Source organism: Acinetobacter sp. ANC_7682 (assembly GCF_056779795.1).
This window is the reverse complement of sequence record NZ_JBWYIQ010000012.1, coordinates 46,926-64,043: the sequence shown is the minus strand read 5'-3', so window position 1 is coordinate 64,043 and position 17,118 is coordinate 46,926. Positions and strand designations below refer to the sequence as shown.

General features: G+C 37.8%; 15 protein-coding genes and 1 tRNA gene. 12 read left to right on the top strand and 4 right to left on the bottom strand.

Annotation, left to right across the window (positions count from 1 at the left end; all coding sequences use genetic code 11):
- Nucleotides 1–308: 308 nt before the first annotated feature.
- On the bottom strand, nt 309–1,670 hold the full coding sequence (locus AC1M9D_RS06650) for a spinster family MFS transporter (protein ID WP_179999577.1): 1,362 nt from the start codon (nt 1,668–1,670) through the stop codon (nt 309–311).
- A 174-nt stretch (nt 1,671–1,844) separates the two neighbouring features.
- Here AC1M9D_RS06650 and AC1M9D_RS06645 point away from each other — a divergent pair, with 174 nt between their 5' ends.
- Nucleotides 1,845–2,294, top strand: a complete 450-nt coding sequence (locus AC1M9D_RS06645; RefSeq protein ID WP_092767707.1) for a MarR family winged helix-turn-helix transcriptional regulator — start codon at nt 1,845–1,847, stop codon at nt 2,292–2,294.
- A gap of 98 nt (nt 2,295–2,392) precedes the next feature.
- Complete coding sequence (locus AC1M9D_RS06640) at nt 2,393–3,469, top strand: nitrilase-related carbon-nitrogen hydrolase (RefSeq protein WP_481611784.1); 1,077 nt, start codon at nt 2,393–2,395, stop codon at nt 3,467–3,469.
- A gap of 48 nt (nt 3,470–3,517) precedes the next feature.
- Here the strand turns inward: AC1M9D_RS06640 and AC1M9D_RS06635 are convergent, their stop codons facing one another.
- From AC1M9D_RS06635 to cysS, 3 genes are all read right to left on the bottom strand, one after another.
- The gene (locus tag AC1M9D_RS06635; RefSeq protein ID WP_481611783.1) at nt 3,518–4,177 is read right to left on the bottom strand and encodes a cupin domain-containing protein; all 660 of its coding nucleotides are present in this window, start codon (nt 4,175–4,177) and stop codon (nt 3,518–3,520) included.
- A gap of 227 nt (nt 4,178–4,404) precedes the next feature.
- Nucleotides 4,405–4,480, bottom strand: a tRNA-Gly gene (locus AC1M9D_RS06630).
- A 64-nt stretch (nt 4,481–4,544) separates the two neighbouring features.
- Nucleotides 4,545–5,966 (bottom strand): cysteine--tRNA ligase, encoded by a 1,422-nt coding sequence (cysS, locus tag AC1M9D_RS06625; protein WP_481611782.1) that lies wholly within the window; start codon nt 5,964–5,966, stop codon nt 4,545–4,547.
- Between the two features lie 195 nt (nt 5,967–6,161).
- On the opposite strand from cysS, the gene AC1M9D_RS06620 reads away from it, so the two are divergent.
- The 10 genes from AC1M9D_RS06620 (at nt 6,162) to AC1M9D_RS06575 (ending at nt 17,047) form a co-directional block, all read left to right on the top strand.
- Nucleotides 6,162–7,154, top strand: a complete 993-nt coding sequence (locus tag AC1M9D_RS06620) for a KpsF/GutQ family sugar-phosphate isomerase (RefSeq protein ID WP_481611781.1) — start codon at nt 6,162–6,164, stop codon at nt 7,152–7,154.
- 3 nt (nt 7,155–7,157) lie between these two features.
- Nucleotides 7,158–7,697: a KdsC family phosphatase gene (locus AC1M9D_RS06615; RefSeq protein WP_481611780.1), complete on the top strand. Its 540-nt coding sequence runs from the start codon at nt 7,158–7,160 to the stop codon at nt 7,695–7,697.
- Nucleotides 7,698–7,736: 39 nt separating this feature from the next.
- Nucleotides 7,737–8,282, top strand: a complete 546-nt coding sequence (lptC, locus tag AC1M9D_RS06610) for an LPS export ABC transporter periplasmic protein LptC (protein ID WP_481593664.1) — start codon at nt 7,737–7,739, stop codon at nt 8,280–8,282.
- 25 nt (nt 8,283–8,307) lie between these two features.
- Complete coding sequence (gene lptA / locus AC1M9D_RS06605; RefSeq protein ID WP_373683313.1) at nt 8,308–8,838, top strand: lipopolysaccharide transport periplasmic protein LptA; 531 nt, start codon at nt 8,308–8,310, stop codon at nt 8,836–8,838.
- Nucleotides 8,838–9,584 (top strand): LPS export ABC transporter ATP-binding protein, encoded by a 747-nt coding sequence (gene lptB / locus AC1M9D_RS06600; protein WP_481589320.1) that lies wholly within the window; start codon nt 8,838–8,840, stop codon nt 9,582–9,584. Before lptA ends, lptB begins: the two co-directional genes overlap by 1 nt.
- A gap of 1,425 nt (nt 9,585–11,009) precedes the next feature.
- Complete coding sequence (locus tag AC1M9D_RS06595) at nt 11,010–12,416, top strand: TolC family outer membrane protein (protein ID WP_481611795.1); 1,407 nt, start codon at nt 11,010–11,012, stop codon at nt 12,414–12,416.
- On the top strand, nt 12,413–14,548 hold the full coding sequence (locus AC1M9D_RS06590; protein WP_035266372.1) for a type I secretion system permease/ATPase: 2,136 nt from the start codon (nt 12,413–12,415) through the stop codon (nt 14,546–14,548). Before AC1M9D_RS06595 ends, AC1M9D_RS06590 begins: the two co-directional genes overlap by 4 nt.
- Nucleotides 14,545–15,732: an HlyD family type I secretion periplasmic adaptor subunit gene (locus AC1M9D_RS06585; protein ID WP_035266373.1), complete on the top strand. Its 1,188-nt coding sequence runs from the start codon at nt 14,545–14,547 to the stop codon at nt 15,730–15,732. The genes AC1M9D_RS06590 and AC1M9D_RS06585 overlap by 4 nt, the downstream gene beginning before the upstream one ends.
- Nucleotides 15,733–15,840: 108 nt before the next feature.
- Nucleotides 15,841–16,443 carry an IMPACT family protein gene (locus AC1M9D_RS06580; RefSeq protein WP_481611779.1) on the top strand — a complete coding sequence of 201 codons (603 nt, stop codon included), beginning with the start codon at nt 15,841–15,843 and terminating at the stop codon, nt 16,441–16,443.
- Nucleotides 16,421–17,047, top strand: a complete 627-nt coding sequence (locus AC1M9D_RS06575; protein ID WP_481611778.1) for an acyltransferase — start codon at nt 16,421–16,423, stop codon at nt 17,045–17,047. The genes AC1M9D_RS06580 and AC1M9D_RS06575 overlap by 23 nt, the downstream gene beginning before the upstream one ends.
- Nucleotides 17,048–17,118: the final 71 nt, after the last annotated feature.

The following is a 17,118-nucleotide window of genomic DNA, read 5'->3' as shown; positions in this document are numbered from 1 at the left end:
ATTCAAGTTGTTGAGGGAGAATAATGTGCTTTTCAAACGAAAAATGTTGAAAGCCTAGACCTGACAGGGGATATGTCGTTTATCTTTATTTAATCGGGCATCGGACATGGGTCATCATCATAATGCGGCTTTGGCTTGCAAGAAGTAGACATTGATTATTTTTTTCTACCTTTGATTAGTTTAATTATTATTGACTCTCAGCTGAGAAAAAAGAACTCGAACAGATGTTCGAGTTCTTTTTCTAAAATAAACTAAATATGAGCTTAGATTTTAGAAAATGCTTTATGTAATTTTGCACAAATCACTTCTTATCTGACCATTTCATCTTTTTCTACATCTAGACTTTTCACAAAATGTTTACATCCTGTTTTGAGTAAAATAATAGTCAATAACGCTGAGAATCCACCTACGATTGAAATTGAATAACCCACCATGTTGGTATCCCCGAATACTTTATCGGTAATTAATGCGACTAAAGTTGTTCCAATACCTAAACCAATTAAGCTACTGATTAACAAGAAAATTGCAGAAATTTGAGCTCGTAATTGATTTGGAGCTAAAATTTGCATAGCTGCTGTTGAGGTTGGCATTGGGAAAGATGCAAAGAACATAGCCACTGTAAAAATAGCAACAGATAACCACAGTGAGTCTACTAATGTATAGCTAATAATCGGTAAGATAATTCCTAAACCACCTAAATAACCAGCATACATTGCAGCATCACGTCGACCTTTACTTGTCAGATAGTCAGTTAACCAGCCTGCAAAGAAAACGCCAGATGTGTTTGCGATAAGTAGAATCGTTCCTAACATATAACCTGTTTCAACAGGACTTAGACCAAAGTTACGCATATAAAATGCAGGTGACCAGCTCATGACACAAAACAATGCCATTGCATAGAATGTGAAGCCCATGTAGTGACAAGTAAATGTCTTACTGTGCTTTTTTAAGAATTTAAACGAATCCGTAAATTTAACTTTTACGACATTACCTGAGGCATCGAGTTTTTGTCCTGTTCGTTGCGGATCTCTTACTGTTAAAATAAATAAAAGACCAATAAAAACGCCTGGCAATCCAACCAGAATAAAGGCAACTTGCCAAGCCTTCATCATGCCGAGTAAAGGAACATCAATAAACGTTGCATCTTTTAATAAGCTGATCACATAGCCGCCAACGAGAAAAGCCATCCCTCCACCGATAAAAGAACCAATGGAGTAAATACCAACGGCTTTACCTAATTTGTCTTTACTGAACATATCACTAAACATGGAATATGCTGCGGGTGATAATGCTGCTTCACCAATGCCAATCCCCATTCTTGAAAGAAAAAGTTGAATGAAGTTTTTACTTAGACCACAAGCCGCTGTTGCTAAGCTCCAAAAAATAATGCCAATAGCAATAATTTTTGGTCGGGAAAATCGGTCTGCTAAATAAGCGATAGGCAATCCCATAAATGCGTAAAATAGGGAAAAAGCTAAACCGTGCAATAGACTAAACTGAGTATCAGTTAAATTTAAATCTGCTTTGATCGGTTCAATCATCAAGACTAAAATTTGTCGATCAATATAAGAAAATATATAAGCCAACATACATAGTGTGACTACGTACCAAGCGTATCTCGTATTTTTTTTGACCGAAGCGGGTTCTTCAGCATTTAGAGTATTCTGCATTTTCGTATCCTATATCCTTAAGGGTTTGATTTTTATTCCATTATTTTTTTAGCTAAACTGTGACTAGGTATTCAAACTTAAGCAGCATTAGTCATATATAATGCAAAGTTAAACTCAAATACTTTTTTATCAGCATACTGATAATATTTATGATTTTATAAAAGGGCAATAGGTATGTTTAAAAAAAATACGAATTCACCTGAAATATTTGATAATGAATCGGGTTACCTTGGATTTTTATTAAGAAAGACATCCCATGTATATCGTTTAAAAATGGAGCGTGTACTTGCTGAATATTCAATCACTCCACCACAGTTCACAATTTTGAAAATTATTTTGACTTACCCAGGTTTCACAAATGCGGAAATAGCACGTTTTGCTTCATTAACACCGCAAACAGTAAATTTGATGATCTCAAAATTAGAAAAACAAAATATTCTCTATAAAACTTCTCATTCTACGAATAAGAAAATTCAATTAATTGAGATATCAGATTTAGGGAAAAAACTTATGGAAGATTGTGGTGATGCTATTGATCGTTTAGAAGATTCTCTAGTCGATGGTTTTAGTGAAAGTGAAATAAGAATCGTCAGGAATTGGATGAAAAAAATTAATGAAGAATAATTTTCTAAATTATTTGGTTTTTGAACTTGCATAATTATCAGCACACTGATAATTTTTAAGTGCATTAAAAAAACTGAATGGATTTAGAGGAAAATAAAATGATCAAACCTTATGGTGTTGTAGGATTAGTTCCAACAATATGGGGCACAAGTTGTAGAGCAGATATTATGAAAAATATCTCTCATTTAGAGGAACTTACATCTGGTGCATTATGGTTGAGTTCTTTAGATATTCCAGTAAGACTGTTGGTTCTCCCAGAGGGGGCATTACAGGGCTTCAACGATGAAGCACTCGATGTTGATATTCAAGAATTCTTGGATGATGGTGCGATCGATATACCAGGCCCTGAAACAGATCGTTTAGGTGAGTTAGCTAAAAAACATAATGTTTTTATCATGGCGCAAGCCAAAGCTAAAAATGAGGATTGGCCAGGCATTATGTTTAATGTCGGATTTATTATAAATCCTCAAGGCGAAATTATTTTAAAACACCACAAAATGTCTGCTTTATTGCCATGCGAGCGTTCAGCATCACCTCATGATTTGTATGATGAGTGGGTAAAAAAATATGGTGAAGAGCTTCAATCATTTTGGCCAGTAGTTGATACGGAAATTGGTCGATTGGGCATCATGATGGCAATGGAAGGTAATTTTCCAGAAAATGGTCGAGGCCTAGCGATGAATGGTGCTGAAGTCGTCTATCGTGCATCATTACCAGCTTCATTTACTGAAAATGATGTATTTGAAATCTCCAATCGTGCTCGTGCTTTAGAAAATAATATGTACGTAGTAGCACCTAATATTGGGGGAATGTATCTTGATAAAAATACATTAGCACCGATCGATTGTGGTGGTGGTCTTTCTATGATTGTGGACCATAAAGGTAAAATAGTGGGTAAACAGCATGATACCAATGGATCTACCTATGTGACTGGTGTAGTTGATATAGAGGCACTTCGTTATCATCGTACACACGCTCAGGTGACCAATTGGATGAAAGATATACGTGCAGAATGCGCACAATTAATTTATAAAAATAATATATATCCTAAAAATTTGTATTTGCAGCAAAAACAGGGACATCACGACGAATATAAAGCGGAAGTGATTGATAAGCAAATTCAGAAGCTTATTGATATGGGTGTCTGGAAAAAAAGCGCATATGATGAGTCTTAATCAATGCACTAGCTTAAAAACCCAATAATGTATTGGGTTTTTTTGGGTTTATATATTTTTTAAATGATCTTTTTTTACATAAATCAAAGCGCCAGAACCACCTGCTTTGATTTCAATACGATGTTGAATCGGAAACCTCATCCACGAACCGGCTGAATAATTTCGTTCATTCATCACCAATTTACCTTTGATAATGAAAATTTCAATACCGTTATGATGTGTTGATTCTAAAACCTGTTGGCTTTCGAGTTTTTCGAGAAAGGTGTCTTCATACTCAGATTGAAATAGTTGGCAAATCTTTATGTTGTTAAAATAGGTCCAGTTTCGCTCGTCACGAGTATCAATTCGTGTAGCTAATTTTTCTTCTTCAGACATTTGCATGAGTTTCACCAAGATCAGACATCCATCTAAGCTCGAGACAATATGTTTAGAAAGGTGAGGATTTCGCATATACCATCCAGATGGATAGTGCTGATGATCATCTTCAGTAAAAGTCCCGTTTAACACTAGAACTTCTTCACCGAAGGGGTGTTGATGCTCTGGGAACTGAGAATTTGAAGGGAACTCAACTAGGCTGGTTGCTCTTGCTTGTTCTAAGCCAACACGATCAAACATCATTCGTTTAACTTCGCCTCTTGGGGATTGAATCCATTGATAATCCTCTGGAGTAATTATTACAGGTTGAGAGAAGTCAGCATTTAATCTCATGCTTTTAGCCTAAAAAAGAGCATTAAAGTAATTAATATTATCAAAAAAAGCGTGAATTTAAGATGAAAACCTGTTCAAGTTCGAGAGTGATTGGGTGTGGAGCAACTTTGCCTTTGGTCGGCTAGCTTCTCTTTTCTCTTTCGAATAATTTAATCTAGGTCGACTTTATTTGAGAATCTAAGTCAATAAAAAAAGCCTCAATCTTTCGACTGAAGCTTTTAAAATTTTGGAGCGGGAAACGAGACTCGAACTCGCGACCCCAACCTTGGCAAGGTTGTGCTCTACCAACTGAGCTATTCCCGCAATATGGTGTGAATTATAGTGATTTTGCACACCCTGTCAACACTTCCAAAATTTAATTGATGAATTAATCAGCACGTCGCCATAAAGTTCCTTGACGCGTATCTTCAAGTACAATGCCTTGATCAAGAAGATTTTGGCGAATCTCATCTGCACGTGCAAAGTTTTTCTCTTTCTTGGCATCTTTGCGTTGTTGAATGAGATCTTCAATTTCATCATTACTCAAAGATAAGCTTTCTTGACCAATATCTGATTTTAGGAATTCATCAACATTATGTTGAACAAGACCTAAGATATTGGTCAGATGGCGCAAGGTGGCATAATATATGGCCGCCTGTTCAGCAAGTTCGTCTTTTACGGCACGATTTAATTCTTTATTGATTTCAAAAAGTACGGCAATCGCTTCTGATGTGTTGAAATCATCCCGCATTGCTGCATTAAACTTTTCAACGAGTGCTTCATCGTATTGCGAATTAATTTCGGCACCATATATCTGTTGATATGCTTTAAATGAATGATAAAAACGACTTAATGTGTTTTTAGCTTCTTTAAGCGCAGTATCAGAAAAATTCACAGGGCTACGATAGTGTGATGAAACGATAAAGTAACGAATAACTTCAGGATGGAATTTTTCCATGACATCGCGAATCGTGAAAAAATTGCCTAAAGATTTAGACATTTTTTCACCATCGACATTGATAAAGCCTACGTGCATCCAATAGTTTACATATTGTTCGCCAGTTGCAGCTTCACTTTGTGCGATTTCATTTTCGTGATGGGGGAAGGTTAAGTCAGACCCACCACCATGAATATCAAAATGATTACCAAGGCAACATGTAGACATTGCTGAACATTCGATATGCCAACCTGGACGACCATTCCCCCAAGGAGATTTCCAAGAAGGTTCATTTTCTTTTGCATGCTTCCATAGCACAAAATCGAAAGGATGTTTCTTTTCAACTTCAACATCGACTCGTTCGGAAGCACCTGCTTGCATGTCTTCGAGTTTACGACCAGATAGACGCCCGTATTTTTTAAATTTTTCAACTTCGAAGTACACATCACCGTTTGACGCAGGATATGCAGTGCCATTATTGACCAAAGTACCAATCATATTTTGCATTTGATCGATGTACTCTGTCGCACGAGGTGCTTCATCAGGTGCCAAGCATCCTAAATTGGCAGCATCTTCATTCATTGCCTGAATAAAGCGATCAGTGAGTGCTGTAATGCTTTCACCATTTTCATTTGCACGTGCAATGATTTTGTCATCAATGTCAGTAATATTGCGAATATATTTAACTTTCCAACCTTGGCTACGAAGAAAACGAATAATATAGTCAAATGCAACCATAACCCGAGCATGACCGATATGACAGTAGTCGTAAACTGTCATCCCACAGACATACATATCAATATGTCCTTCTTTGCGTGGTACAAACTCAACTTTTTTTCGTTGCTCTGAGTTATATAGAACAAATGGTTGCATAGGTCTTCAAAAAGCTAAAAAAATGGTGGTTCATCTTAACCTAAGGCTTATCTTTCACAAAGTTTTATGCGTAAAAAATCTATGCAAATGAAATTTATACATTTAAGAAAAAGATACTTGCATGCTTATGTTAATATATGAAGAATAATTTAATGATTGAAATTGTGGCTGAATCCAGCCTCAAGGTGCCCAGATTTGAATTCTGAAAATACTACATATCTAATTGATTTTCAAAAGGTTGCAAAAGAAACCTTAGAGATTGAGCGTCAAGCTTTATCGGTACTATCCAGTCAGATTGATGATCGTTTTTCCCAAGCATGTCAAATTATCCTACAGTGTCAAGGTCGTTTAGTGGTCACTGGTATGGGGAAATCTGGTCATATCGGTCGAAAAATGGCTGCAACATTTGCATCAACAGGAACTCCGTCTTTCTTTATGCATCCAGGTGAAGCTGGTCATGGTGATCTCGGGATGTTAGTGCGTGGAGATGTGCTGATCGCGATTTCGAACTCTGGTAAAAGTGATGAAATCATGATGTTAATGCCACTCATCAAACATTTGGGTGTGCCATTGATAACAATTTCAGGTGATGACCGTGGACCAATGCCACAGAGCGCTGATGTTGCGCTTACACTTGGTCATATTCAAGAGGCATGCCCATTAGGTTTGGCACCAACTTCAAGCACGACAGCGACTTTAGCTTTAGGTGATGCTTTGGCTGTTGCTTTACTTGAAGCGCGTGGATTTACTGCAAATGATTTTGCCATGTCGCATCCAGCTGGTGCACTCGGTAAGCGATTACTGTTGCATGTTAAACATCTGATGCACGTGGGTGACTCTCTACCAAAAGTTTCACCTGATACACCAATGAATAAAGTTTTATACGAAATATCAAACAAACGTCTCGGATTAACCACAATTGTGGATGAAAATGATGTTCTGTTAGGTATATTTACGGATGGTGACTTGCGACGTCTCATTGATAAGCAACAAGGTTTTGATGTTAATCTTGCTGTATCAAAGGTTATGATTGAAAATCCTCTAACCATTTCACAAGAAGCAAGAGCGGTTGAAGCGCTAGAGCAAATGAATGCAAAAAAAATCAATCAATTTGTAGTAGTCAACGATGCCAAACAAGTGATTGGTGTGATTAGCATGCACGATTTAATTCAAGCTGGGGTAAATTAATTCATGGCATCTTATGTATTGTTAGAACAAGCACGACATATCGAAGCATTGGTTTTGGATGTAGATGGTATTCTAAGTGATGGTTTTGTAACGTTGACGAACTCAGGTGATGAAATTAAGTCATTTGATATTCGTGATGGACTTGGGATGAAACTTGTTCAGCAAGCTGGAATTAAAGTTGTCATTATTACCGGTCGCCAAAGCAATATTGTGACAAAGCGTATGAGTGATCTAGGTGTAGACTTAGTTTATCAGGGGCGTGAAGACAAAGGGACTGCCTTACAGCAAGCTTGTACGCAACTAGGTTTAAAACCAGAAGATTGCTTGTATATGGGTGATGATTGGCCAGATTTATCTGCTTTTGCGATTGCGGGAATGAAAGTAACAGTGCCAAATGGTCATGTTGAGGTTCGTCGTCGTGCAGACCTTGTAACCCAAGCTTATGGTGGTCGTGGCGCTGTGCGTGAAATTTGTGACATGTTATTGTTGTCAAAAGGGGTTTACCATGAACTTCTTGAAAAATATTTGGCTGTAATGCATTAATACGCAGTTGATATGAACGCTGAATATAGTTGATGATTTATGGATACTAAAGTTTTATACATTACTGCTGTTATCGTCGCTGCTATAAGTGGCGGCTATTATTATTACAGTGGTAAAGGGAAAAAATTAGAGGGTTCATCCGCTCAATCGATGACATATTCGGCAAAGAATATTAATCTTTTGCAAACTGATGAAAAAGGCATGCTTTATGTTAAGGCTACAGTGGATGAACTGAACCAAGATATGAAACAGAAAACATCAAGCTTGCAGAATTTAAATGCCAGCATGTTTACTGATAATGTAGAAGACGCTACGTTTTATGCTAAACAAGCACATGGTTTCAATGACAATGAGAAGATTGTGTTATCTGGAGATGTTGTTGCAACCAAGCAAGGAGAAATGGGCAAAATGGTTTTTCGAACCGATGCGCTTACAGGATATCCAAAAACAAGAAAGCTTGAAACATCTGAGCAAGTTACTGTACAAACACCAAATGCAGATTTTGTCAGCCAAGGCTTAGAAGCAGATTTGAATGAAGGTCAGTACGATTTTAAAAATATTCGAGGAAAGTATGCACCAAACTAAACCTTCTTATTTATCAGGTTCGAAAATGCTTAAAGCAATAGCAATGGTGGCACTCAGTTCTATTTCTGTTATGGCATTTGCATTGCCAAGCGATCGTAATCAACCCATCATGCTTTTAGCTGATCGTGCGACCTATAATGATAAAACAGGTATAACGACCTATGTGGGGAATGTTTCTGTTGAACAAGGTACTTTCAAGTTAAATGCAGCTTCTATTGTTGCTAATCTCAATGCCAATCGCCAAATTAGCTCAGTAAATGCGTCAGGTTCTCCTGCAAAGTTCCAACAGCAATTAGAGTCTAAACGTGGCATTGCACGTGGTGAAGCCTCTAAAATTGTATATAACGCTGATACAGGCATTATTACTTTGTCGGGCAATGCATATTTGTATCAAGATGGCGCAAGTATTCGTGGGAACACTTTGCGTTACAGTATGAATAAGGGTGATATCGAAGTTGTAGGCGGTGGCAGTAGTGGCACAGGCAGTTCGAAAGGTCGTGTACAAATTATCATTCCCCCTTCTGCCTCAAAATCATTCTCTGGAGTACGTGATTAATGAGTGTCAATGAATCACAAATCCAAACATTAAAAATTAAACATCTTGCCAAAGTTTATAGTAAACGCTGGGTGGTGAAAGATGTTTCATTTAGCATGCAAAGTGGTCAAATTGTGGGTTTGCTTGGACCGAACGGGGCGGGAAAAACGACAAGCTTTTACATGGTAGTCGGACTGGTTCGAATGGATAAAGGTGAAATTCATTTAGATAATCTTGATCTTTCGGACCTTGCAATGCATGAGCGTGCTCGTCATGGAATTGGTTATTTGCCACAAGAGGCTTCAATTTTTCGTAAATTGAGTATTTCAGATAATATTATGGCGATTCTTGAAACGCGCAAGGATCTTAATAAGCAACAACGCAAAGAGAGACTTCAAGAGTTATTAGAAGACTTTAAAATTACACATATTAAAGATTCTTTGGGGATGAGTGTGTCAGGGGGGGAGCGTCGCCGTGCTGAAATCGCTCGAGCATTAGCCGCCGATCCTAAGTTTATGCTCCTTGATGAGCCTTTTGCTGGGGTAGATCCAATTTCTGTAGGTGATATCAAAGACATTATTCGCAATTTAAAAGAACGTGGTATCGGTGTGCTCATTACAGACCATAACGTTCGCGAAACGCTCGCGATTTGTGAGCATGCTTATATTGTCAGCGAAGGATCTGTCATTGCGGAAGGAACACCAGATCAAGTACTTATGGATGAAACTGTCCGTAAAGTTTATTTAGGTGATGATTTCACAGTTTAAAAAAATAGTGTGATATCTATAAAATAATGTTGTTTTATAGATATTTAGACTGTAAATTAACTCAAACAAATCGTAAGTTTACAATTGACGCAGAAATAATATAAAAATCATTGTAGAATACGATTGATTTTATGTGACGTAGTTCACACTTTTTAATAGAGATTACAAGTGGCTAAACATCAATTAAGTCAGAAGGATATGGGGTATATCACGCTGTTTGCGATCAGTTTATGTACGACACAAGTACATGCTGAAGATGCAATCGCTCCTCTAGCAATTGACGATACCCAACGTGCACTATCAGCAGAATTACAAAAACCAAAAATCAACTTTAGTTTGGAAAAAAAGACTGTTGAAGATATACCTGAACAGCTTGAAAAGCCACGTTTTAAATTATTCCAATCGAAATCCAAAATCTCGAAAGAGCAAGTAAAAGAACAGGTTCTTGTTCCTAAAGTTATTGAACAAGTTCCTGATTTAGACGACATAGTCGAAAATGAAATTGCTCAAGTTAACACTATACCTTTATCTAATTCGCAGTCTCAGAATGAGTCGAAGGAAAAGACTCAAAAGAAATCTTTCTTTGCATTTGTTAAGCGTGAAAAAGCGGCATCTGAACCAAAAGTATTGCTGCCAAAGGTAAAGCAGGATATTGAAGAGGCTTCAGCGCCAAATGTTCTAAAACCTACTATTTCATCTACTGTACAACCCGCTACTAAAGACACTCGTCAGGTTTTAAAACCGCTTAAACCAAAGATCCAAAATCAACTAACAGAATCTTTAATTGAGGCGCAACACGCAAAATTACTAGAAAATGAAACATCGGTTTCAGAAGACAAAACAGAAAAACCAAAAAGTAAACTCTTTACATTTATTGGGAATATAGGCAAAGATAAAACTAAGCTGGATGAGGGGCATCACCAAGCTGCTGGCAATGTTTCAAATACAAAAGTTTTGACACCGTCTTTACAAAAATCGGTGAGTGAATCTTCATTGAAAGTGTCTAATACACCAAAACCGAAGATTGTTAATGATCAACAAATTAACAGCCAAAACAACTTGCTACAAGCTCCACCTTCAACAGTAGCGCAAGTTGAACATCGTCAAAGTCTTGTATCTAAAGCCAAAGCTTTTTGGCCTTTTAAATCAGGTTCTCATAATAAGTTAGAAACAGAGAATGTAATTGAGCGTCCAAACTTGATCGTTCAACAACAGACTAGTGCTTTGGCTGTAAATAAACCTACAATTGTTTATTCAAAACCAATAGAGCAGAAAGCGAAAATATCTGAACAATCGCAGTCGATTAAGCCAGTTGTAAATATTAAGCCTAAAGCTGATCAAGTCGTCTCTGAACTAAAATACAATACGGTGAATGCTGAACCGCAAGCAAAGAAAAAATTCAGTTTAACTGCATTAAAATCAAATATGGATCAGTTTTTTAAACCTAAAGCTGATGATGACTTTAGACAAGTTAAGTTAAATGAACTGAGTGATTTTAGCTTTGATCCTAAACAGGTCGAACAATTGCCTGTGATAACGACACAAGCTTCGCCTAGTGCTCCAGCATCTTTGATGCCACTTGTGAATGGTACGGCTGATAAACAAACGTTAAGTTTATACGATGCGATCAAGATCGCAGTAGCTAGACATCCTGAAGTGACACAAAGTGTTTCTTCACTCGCATCACAAAATGCATTTATTGATGTTGCTAAAGCAGGTTATTACCCACAGTTGAGTGCAGGTGTTTCAACTGGAGATATGACTTCAGGAGAAAGAGGGCGTCAATTATTTAATGTCAATGCGACACAACTACTTTTTGACTTTGGTAAACAAAAATCACTAGTGAGTACAGAAGAAGCCAAGTTACAGTTTAGCCAAGCTCAAGTTCTTGTCACAATTGACCAAATTGCTCTTGAAGTGGCTTCTGCCATTGTGAACATTAAGCGATATGAAGAAATTACACGTATTGCACGTGAGCAAATTGCTGGTATATCACGAATCCGAGAAATTGCTAACTTACGTGCAGAGGCAGGTATCAGCAGTCAGGCCGATCCAATTCAAGCGCAATCATATTATGAATCTGCACAATCAAATTTAATTCTGCAAGAAACACAGCTCAATGTATTTAAACAACGTCTTAGAACTTTGATGGGAACAGATATATCAAAATATAACTGGGAAATTCCTGAGAGTTTAATTAAGGCTTCAGATATTTATTCAGAGCCAAAGTTTAACGAAATTCCGAAAATGATGGCTGCCAAAGCTGAAGTTGATGTTGCAGAATTAGAAAAAAAACAAACTCAATTGAGTCGTTATCCTACGTTAAATGTTAAAGGTACATTAAGTCAAGCAGTCAACGGACGTAATCCAAATAACAATCAAGACGATGGAACAGATAGCTCTATTATGCTTGAAGCAAATAGTACTTTCTTCCAAGGTGGTGCAATTAGTTCACGTAGTCGTGCGGCATCGTTTGCAGAAGAAGCTGCTAAAGCAAAAGTAAATGCAATTTATTTAGAAACAATTGATGAAATACGTCGTGCTCAAGAGCAAGTAGAAAATAAACAGCGACAAATGAAAGTATTGATTGATCAACAAGCGACATCAGTCAGAACGAAAGAGTTATATCAAGAACAATATAAACTTGGCACTCGTACAGCTGTTGATCTTTTAAATGCTGAGCAAGCGATTCACCGTTCAAATTCAGATATTGAAACGGCACGTTATGATATTTATGAAAACTTAGTTCAATATATTGCCGCTTCTGGTAAGAGCCGCGATGTATATCAACTTAATAATTTGACCATTCAAGGGGTAGAATTGAAACCATGAATACAAGAATAAATTATCAACCATGGTTACAAGGTGTCCTGACGGTTGCACGTCATTATCGAATTGAAACCTCTGCTGAACGTATTCGCTTAGAACTAAATTGGAATCAGAACCAGTCAGTCGACGACATCTTGGCAATTATGACACGCCAAGTAGGTTTACATGTCCGTAAAGTGGATTTTAGCCCTGATATTTTAAATCCGTGGCGTTTACCGGTATTGGTCGGATTTAAAGATGGGCAAGTTGGCGTCATTGATCGTGCAGATGCACAAGGTAACGCAAGTGTTCAACTGAGCGGTGATGAAGGGTTAGCACAGACATTTTCAGTAGATACATTATTAGATGTCATCGACTCAGTCTATATTTTAAGACCAGAAACCTCAGTACCTGATGCGCGTATTGACGAATACATTAAACCGTACGAAAAAAATTGGTTTTGGGAAATTGTATTACGCGATTGGAAACGCTATATCGATATTATGTTTGCATCATTGCTTGCAAACGTATTAGCACTCGCGACAATCGTATTCTCGATGAATGTGTATGACCGTGTTATTCCAGCACAATCTATTCCAACCTTGTGGGTGCTGGCAGGTGGTGTATTACTTGCTGCAATCTTTGAATTCGCATTGAAATACTCACGATTAATTCTTTCAGATATGATTGGTAAGCGTGCGGATTTAAGAGTCTCGGATCGGGTCTTTGGTCATGCTTTACGTATTAAAAATAGTGAACGATCTAAATCCACGGGAACGTTTATTTCACAAATTCGTGAATTAGAAGGTGTGCGTGAGCTTGTAACATCTACAACAATTACCGCCTTTGCTGATTTACCATTCTTCTTCCTGTTTCTTGGTATTTTTTGGCTTATTGGTGGCAATCTTTTCTGGGTAATTTTGGTGGTTGTACCGCTGATGATTATTCCAGGGCTTTTGGCGCAAAAAAAATTAGCGCAATTGGCTAAAGAGGGTATGCGTGAGTCATCAATACGAAATGCGATTCTTGTTGAAGCCGTTCAAGGTATTGAAGATATTAAACTGTTACGTGCAGAGTCTCGTTTTCAAAATCAGTGGAATCACATGAATGATGTTTCAGCTTCTATCAGCATGAAACAACGTAAAATAGTAGGCGTATTGAATCTCTGGACTCAAAAATTACAGGGGTTGACCTTTGCAATTGTAGTATTGGTGGGTTGTTTTGCGGTAATGGATGGAGAAATGACCACTGGTGCGTTAGTGGCATGTTCGATTCTATCTTCACGTATGTTAGCGCCAATTGCACAGGTAACTGGTGTTCTTGGTCGTTATCAGCAAGCCAAAACGGCGAAAGAAAGTCTTGATGAATTAATGAGTAAACAGGTTGACCATCCTGAGCGTTCACAATTGATTCAGCGATCAGTACTCAATGGTCATTATGAATTAAATGGTGTGGTCTTTAAATACGGCGAAGAAGATCCTAAACCAAGTATTGTTATTCCTAAACTTGAAATTAAACCAGGTGAAAAAATTGCGATTCTTGGGCGTAACGGTGCAGGTAAATCGACCATTCTTCAATTACTTTCAGGTATGCAAACCGCAGTTCAAGGTAAAGTTCAATTAGATAATATTGATATTACCTTGTTGGACCCATCGGACGTTCGTCGTGACGTAGGTTTGTTGAATCAAAATGCGCACCTATTCTTTGGTACAGTCAGAGAAAACTTAACGTTAGGTGCACCATTAGCTACAGATGATGATTTATTAAAAGCACTTGCAGTAACCGGTGCACTCAACTTCATTCAAGAAAAGAAGGAGGGACTAGATCATATTATTTTAGAAGGTGGTGTAGGCTTCTCAGGTGGACAACGTCAGGCACTTTTATTGTCAAGACTCCTCATTTGTCAGCCAAATATTCTGTTGTTAGATGAGCCTACAGCTGCGATTGATGATGTATCTGAAAAACAATTAATTGATCATATGAAGAACTGGCTTGGACATCGCACATTGGTTGTGGCAACCCACCGCCGTGCAGTATTAGAGTTAGTGGATCGTATTATTGTGGTGAATGATGGTCGTATCGTTATGGATGGCCCACGTGATCAAATTTTAAATAATTCTGGCCAGCAACAAGCAAATTCAGGGGCTAAATCATGAGCGAAGAATTAAAACAACAACGTTCATTAAAAGTGTCTCAGTTAGAGCCACCATTACCGAAGGTCAGTATTACGATTTGGATTATTGGTCTGGGTTTGCTTGCACTCATTATTTGGGCAGCTATTTTCAAACTTGAAGAAGTTTCTAATGGTACAGGTAAAGTGGTTCCAACTTCTAAGGAACAAGTGATTCAATCTTTAGAGGGCGGGATTCTAACCAAACTTGAAGTTAAAGAAGGTGATATTGTTGAAAAAGGGCAAACCCTTGCTCAACTTGATCCGACACGATTTGCTTCAAATGTGGGTGAATCAGAATCGTTGCTACTGTCATCGCAAGCAACAGCTGCGCGTTTACGTGCGGAAGTGAATGGTGGTCCACTGGTATTTCCAGAATCAGTTCAAAAAATTCCAAAATTGGTTGCTGAGGAAACTCAGCTTTATCGTTCTAGACGTGCCAATATGGAAGAATCTATTGCTGGCTTAACGCAAGCACTTACATTAGTTCAGCAAGAATTGAGAATGACAGAACCGCTTGTTGCTAAAGGTGCTGCGAGTGAGGTTGAAGTTTTACGTTTAAAACGTCAAGCAAATGAATTGACCAACCAAATTAACGATATTCGTAATCAGTACTATGTGCAGGCACGCGAAGAGTTATCTAAGGCGAGCACGGATGTCGAAACTCAACAACAAGTAATCAAAGGTAAATCTGATAGTCTGAATCGTACAATCTTTAAAGCACCAGTCCGCGGTGTAGTGAAAGAAATTGATGTGATGACTTTAGGTGGTGTTATTCCTCAGAATGGTAAGTTAATGACCATTGTCCCTTTGGATGAACAACTTTTAATTGAGGCGCGAATTTCACCGCGTGATATTGCATTTATTCATCCTGGACAGGAAGCTTTAGTTAAAATCACTGCGTACGATTATTCAATTTACGGTGGCTTAAAAGGAGAGGTAACAGTCATTTCTCCTGATACGCTACGTGATGAAGTTAAACAAGATCAGTTTTATTATCGTGTGTATATTCGTACTGATTCAGACAAGCTTTATAACAAAGCTGGGCAAGCTTTCCCAATCACGCCGGGTATGGTATCAACGGTTGATATTAAGACAGGTCAAAAAACGATTCTTGAATACCTGTTGAAACCATTCAATAAGGCGAAGGAAGCGTTACGCGAACGATAATCTTTATTTTTCAGTCTGTTTAAAACCCAATCAATGATCTTTTGATTGGGTTTTTTAATATGATTGAATCACGCATAATGTATTTGAGTTCAATTGTTGTAATTTACCATGCCATTTACTCTTGCTCAGACTTATATCTATGAAGAAGATATTAAGAAAAGCCGTTTTCAGGCGATCACCGCACCTGTGGAAAATGAACAGGATGTAAAAGAATTTTTAAACCAGTATTTTGATGCCTCGACGACCCATCAATGCTGGGCATGGAAAATTGGGCATCAAGTCCGTTTTAATGATGATGGAGAACCTTCAGGAACAGCTGGAAGACCCATACTTGCAACGATTGAAGGGAATGAGCTCACTAATATTATTGTATTGGTAAACCGCTGGTATGGTGGTATCAAACTCGGAACTGGAGGCTTGGTACGAGCATACGGAGGTGTAGCAGGGCAATGCTTATTACAGGTCGAAAAAATTGAACTCATCGATAAGAAAACTGTAAATTTTAAATGCCAATTTAATGAGTGGTCTATTTTTCAATATGAGTTAAATCAACAAAAAATTGAATATATTGAAGAATATGTTGATTCAGGAGTATTGATTACTGCACGTATGCAAATTCATGAAATTGAGCCGTTTAAACTGAAAATCCAAGATGTGACTCGTGGACGTGAGCAATTGAATATAGAGGATGTCGAACGTGACGGAACATGATCCTTTACTCAAATACCGAGAACAGCATAAACATCGTTTGAATTACATGCCTTGGTTATATTGGTCACTCAAGGCAAAGCATCGTGAATGGGCAGAAGCTTGGCAAAAAGATTATCAAGCCTATTTAATGGATATGGAGACTGTTGAAATTGGGAAAAATTGTTTCATTTCCCCTTTAGCCCATATTTTTGCTGAGCGTGGTCGGAAGATTATTATTGGGGATAATACTTTTATTGCTGCGGATTGTACCTTGCATGGTCCTTTAGAAATTGGGTCTGAAGTCGCCATTAATCATCATTGTATTTTAGATGGTGGACGCGTTGGGATTAAGATTCATGACCAAGTACGGATCGCAGCTTATTGTCATCTTTATGCCTTTGATCATGGCATGAGTTTAGATCAACCTATTTACCAGCAAGCAGTACGCTCAAAAGGCATTGAGATTCATCGTGATGTTTGGTTAGGGGCGCATGTGGGTATAAAAGATGGCGTGACCATACATGAACAGGTGATTGTAGGTATGAATAGTATGGTTACTAAGGATATTCAGGCAAGAGAAGTTGTTGCAGGGAATCCAGCTCAATTTATACGAATACGTGAATAATTCGTAACGCGAAAGATTGAATTAAATTACATAAACCATGTTCATTTGCCCGAAAGCTATGATAGTTTAAA